Source organism: Streptomyces sp. NPDC006208 (assembly GCF_040613775.1).
Classification (GTDB): domain Bacteria; phylum Actinomycetota; class Actinomycetes; order Streptomycetales; family Streptomycetaceae; genus Streptomyces.
This window is the reverse complement of record NZ_JBEXSW010000116.1, coordinates 1-3,424: the sequence shown is the minus strand read 5'-3', so window position 1 is coordinate 3,424 and position 3,424 is coordinate 1. Positions and strand designations below refer to the sequence as shown.

Sequence of the window (3,424 nt, the reverse complement as noted above, 5' to 3'; positions counted from 1 at the left end):
TTCCGACTCTATCAGACTCTTTCGTGTCCGATTCCCGGCCGGCGGGCGCTTTCCGGTTCCACGCTTTCGCGTTTCCCTTTCCGGCGAGTCCGACTTTATCAGAATCATTTCGGCCGAGCGAATCGGCTTCATGTTCCGGATAAGGAATCGGAAGAGGCTCCGCGGAAATTCGTTTCCCGTCGAGAGCGAGAGAGACTTTAACGTTCACGCCCGAACCTGTCCAGTTCGTGGCAACCGTTAAAATCTACCTCCCCACGCGTCCCGTGTCAACGGTCTCGTGGGCGAAGAGGAGACTAGCAGGTCAGGGCGGTCCTCCGCACATCACGCGGCCGACGGGAGCTCGGCGCTGCGGTCGGCCGCGTCGACGTCGCCGGTCTCACCTGCTCGAGCCGCCCGGCCGCCCAGGACGTAGACGTATGCGAGGAACGCCGTTTCAGCGACGATCCCGATGGTGATGCGCGCCCAGGTGGGCAGGCCCGATGGCGTCACGAAGCCTTCGATCACGCCAGAGACGAAGAGGACGACCGCCAGGCCGATGGCCATGCCGATGGCGGCGCGTCCCTGTTGGGCCAGGGCGGTACGGCGCGACTGCGGGCCCGGGTCGATGACGGTCCAGCCGAGCCGCAGGCCGGTACCTGCGGCAACGAAGACGGCCGTGAGTTCAAGGAGTCCGTGCGGGAGGACCAGCCCCAGGAAGACGTCGAGCCGGCCGGCCGACGACATCAGGCCGATGCCGACGCCGAGGTTCAGGACATTGAGGAACAGGATCCAGATGACCGGGAGGCACAGGAACGCACCCAGCGTGAGACACATGGCGGCGGCCTGGGCGTTGTTCGTCCAGACCTGGGCCGCGAAGGAGGCTGCCGGATGACTCGAGTAGTACGTCTCGTACTCGCCGCCTGGTGCGGTCAGCCGGCGAAGTTCCTCCGGAGCGCCGATCGCCGACTGCACCTCGGGATGGGTGCCGATCCACCAGCCGATGATCGCGGCCAGCAGGGTCGAGAGGACAGCGGTCGGTATCCACCAGTGGCGGGAGCGGTAGACAGCCGCGGGAAAACCCGCGGTGAAGAAGCGGACCACGTCGCGCCAGCCCGCCCGCCGGGTACCGGTGACGACCGCACGGGCCCGGGCCACCAGTTGTGTCAGCCTCGCGGTCAGCGTCGGGTCCGGGGCGCTGGACTGGATGAGGGACAGATGGGTGGCCGTGCGCTGGTAGAGCGCCACCAGTTCGTCGACCTCGGCACCCGTGAGGTGGCGTCCACGACGCAGGAGGTGGTCCAGGCGGTCCCACTCGGCGTGGTGGGCGGTCACGAAGACATCGAGGTCCATGTTCGGCTGCTGCTCCAGGCACTGGGTGCATACGGTCCGTACTACTGCGGCACGCTGCGGGTCAGCTTGGCAGACTGAGGGATCAAGGGGCAGGGAAGGTCGACAAACACGAAGGGCGGCAGCCGTGAGCGGGCTTGTGACGGGGGACGCGGTCGTACTCGGCCTGCAGCCGGCCAAATTGCCGAGCCGGGCGCTCGCCCTGGTCATCGATCTGGTGGTGGTGTGGACGGCGTATCTGTTCATATCCATCGGGCTGGCGTTCGCGACCGCGTCGTTGGACGAGGCCGCCGTGACTGCCGTGTCGATCGCGACGTTTCTGCTGGTGCTCGTCGGAGCGCCGATAGCTGTCGAGACCCTCAGTCATGGGCGCTCGCTCGGGAAGCTGGCCTGCGGACTGCGGGTGGTGCGGGACGACGGCGGGCCGATCCGGTTCCGGCATGCGCTGGTACGGGGGGCGATGGGGGTGGTGGAGATCCTTATGACTTTCGGGATCGTCGCCTGCATCGCGTCGCTCGTCTCGGCGCGCGGGCGTCGCATCGGGGATGTGTTCGCCGGGACGCTGGTGGTACGTGAGCGGGTGCCCGCGTCGCGGGGGGCGATGGGCGTGCCGCTGCCGCCGCCGTGGCTGGTCGGGCGGTTCGCCCAGCTCGATCTGTCGGGGGTGCCCGATGATCTGTGGCTCGCGATACGGCAGTACCTGACGCGGATGCGGCAGCTGGACCCGGCCGTCAGTTGGTCGATGGCGCAGCGGCTTGCCGACGATCTCGTGGCTCGTACGGGGGCGCCGGTTCCGGAGCGGGTGCCGCCGGCGGCGTATCTCGCGGCGGTGGTGAACGAACGGCAGGCCCGTGATGCCCGGCGCGCGTTCCGCGCTTCGGGCAGCGCCGGGGCCGCAGCGGCGGCCGGGACCGGGCATGGGGCAGGCGGGAGCGGAACCGAGTCTGCGTCCGCAGCCGGCATGGGCACCGGCGCATCGGCCGGTGCCACCAGTGCAGGAGGTGCGGTGTGGGCGGCACCCGGCTCCAAGGCAGAGGCCGGGACGCCCACGGCGACGCCGTACGCGGATGGCTCGGCCGGTGCGAAGGCGGGCGGGAACGAGCAGGCCCCGGTGACCGGCACGGGGTTCGCCCCGCCCGCGTAGCCAGGTCCAGGAGTTGTCGGAGATCAGGGGAAGACCGAGGGCGGGGATTCGAGATCCTCGAGCTCGATGCCCGGTGCCGCAAGGACCACGTCCCCGGCGATGTGCACGGCGTGCTGCTCCCCCGTGTCCAGGGCGCTGACCTGGTATTCGTCCACAGCCAGCAGGCCGTTGTCAGTGGCGTGCGCTTCACTCTTCACCAGGGCCCAGGACTGGTCGATCGTGCGGGGGGCGAGGACCAGGTCCGTGAAGGCGACCAGGCGTACGCGGGTCGCCGGGGCCTGGGGGGTGAGGCGCAGCAGGCGGGCAGTGGCGACAAGAAAGGCGGGGGAGGTGCCGGTGAAGGCATGGGCACGGACATTGCCTTCCGTGGCATGGGTGCCGGGCGGGTCGGTGCGGACCCAGGTCACGCCGTCCAGCGCGGCACCGCGCACCTGCCAGCCTGCTGCGTGCATTTCGAGACGGATGGGGCGGCCGAGGTCGTCGAGGGCCAGATCGACGGAGCCGGCGTCCTTGCCGGAGGGGGTGGTGACTCTGGAGACGTAACGCCAGCCGGAGGGACCGGGGGCGCATTGGAAGTGTTCTTCGCCGAGGGGGGTGCGATCGTGCGGATCGTGGAGCGAATAACGGCCACGGGGCATGGGGGCGTTGACGTCCTTGTGCGGTGAGGCACGGGGCGTGGAGAGATGTCCTGGCCAAAGCCGTGCGAGGGGCGTACGGGGCAGGCCCCCGACACGGGGGTGCGGGGGCCTGCCTGGTACCGCTGGTGCCTGCCGCTGCGCGCGTCAGCGGCAGGCGAGGGGTGATCACCTGCTGATCGACTGCTGATCCGTGGTGGATCGGCGGCGGTCGGTCAGCACGATCGGTCAGTAGCGGTAGTGGTCGGGCTTGTACGGGCCCTCGACCTCGACGCCGATGTACGCCGCCTGCTCCGGGCGCAGGGTGGTCAGCTTGACG

At 69.4% G+C, this 3,424-nt stretch carries 5 protein-coding genes; 1 reads left to right on the top strand and 4 read right to left on the bottom strand.

The window, feature by feature from the left end; translation table 11 throughout:
* Both ABZ208_RS38870 and ABZ208_RS38865 read right to left on the bottom strand, forming a co-directional pair.
* The coding region (locus ABZ208_RS38870; protein WP_356914164.1) for a hypothetical protein at positions 1 to 208 on the bottom strand (208 nt) is incomplete at its 3' end.
* A gap of 113 nt (positions 209 to 321) precedes the next feature.
* Positions 322 to 1,329, bottom strand: coding sequence for a stage II sporulation protein M (locus ABZ208_RS38865; RefSeq protein ID WP_356914163.1), 1,008 nt, complete (start codon positions 1,327 to 1,329; stop codon positions 322 to 324).
* A gap of 124 nt (positions 1,330 to 1,453) precedes the next feature.
* Here ABZ208_RS38865 and ABZ208_RS38860 point away from each other — a divergent pair, with 124 nt between their 5' ends.
* Positions 1,454 to 2,470, top strand: a complete 1,017-nt coding sequence (locus tag ABZ208_RS38860) for an RDD family protein (RefSeq protein ID WP_356914162.1) — start codon at positions 1,454 to 1,456, stop codon at positions 2,468 to 2,470.
* Between the two features lie 23 nt (positions 2,471 to 2,493).
* Here ABZ208_RS38860 and ABZ208_RS38855 read toward each other — a convergent pair whose 3' ends face one another.
* Positions 2,494 to 3,108 (bottom strand): hypothetical protein, encoded by a 615-nt coding sequence (locus tag ABZ208_RS38855; protein WP_356914161.1) that lies wholly within the window; start codon positions 3,106 to 3,108, stop codon positions 2,494 to 2,496.
* A gap of 225 nt (positions 3,109 to 3,333) precedes the next feature.
* Positions 3,334 to 3,424, bottom strand: a 91-nt coding sequence (locus ABZ208_RS38850) for an adenosylhomocysteinase (RefSeq protein ID WP_356907737.1), incomplete at its 5' end; no start/stop codon positions are given.

Excerpts from the sequence above, each read along its gene's own strand:
- ABZ208_RS38855 (WP_356914161.1), bottom strand. The coding sequence starts at position 3,108 with ATGCCCCGTGGCCGTTATTCGCTCCACGATCCGCACGATCGCACCCCC.
- ABZ208_RS38865 (WP_356914163.1), bottom strand. The coding sequence starts at position 1,329 with ATGGACCTCGATGTCTTCGTGACCGCCCACCACGCCGAGTGGGACCGC.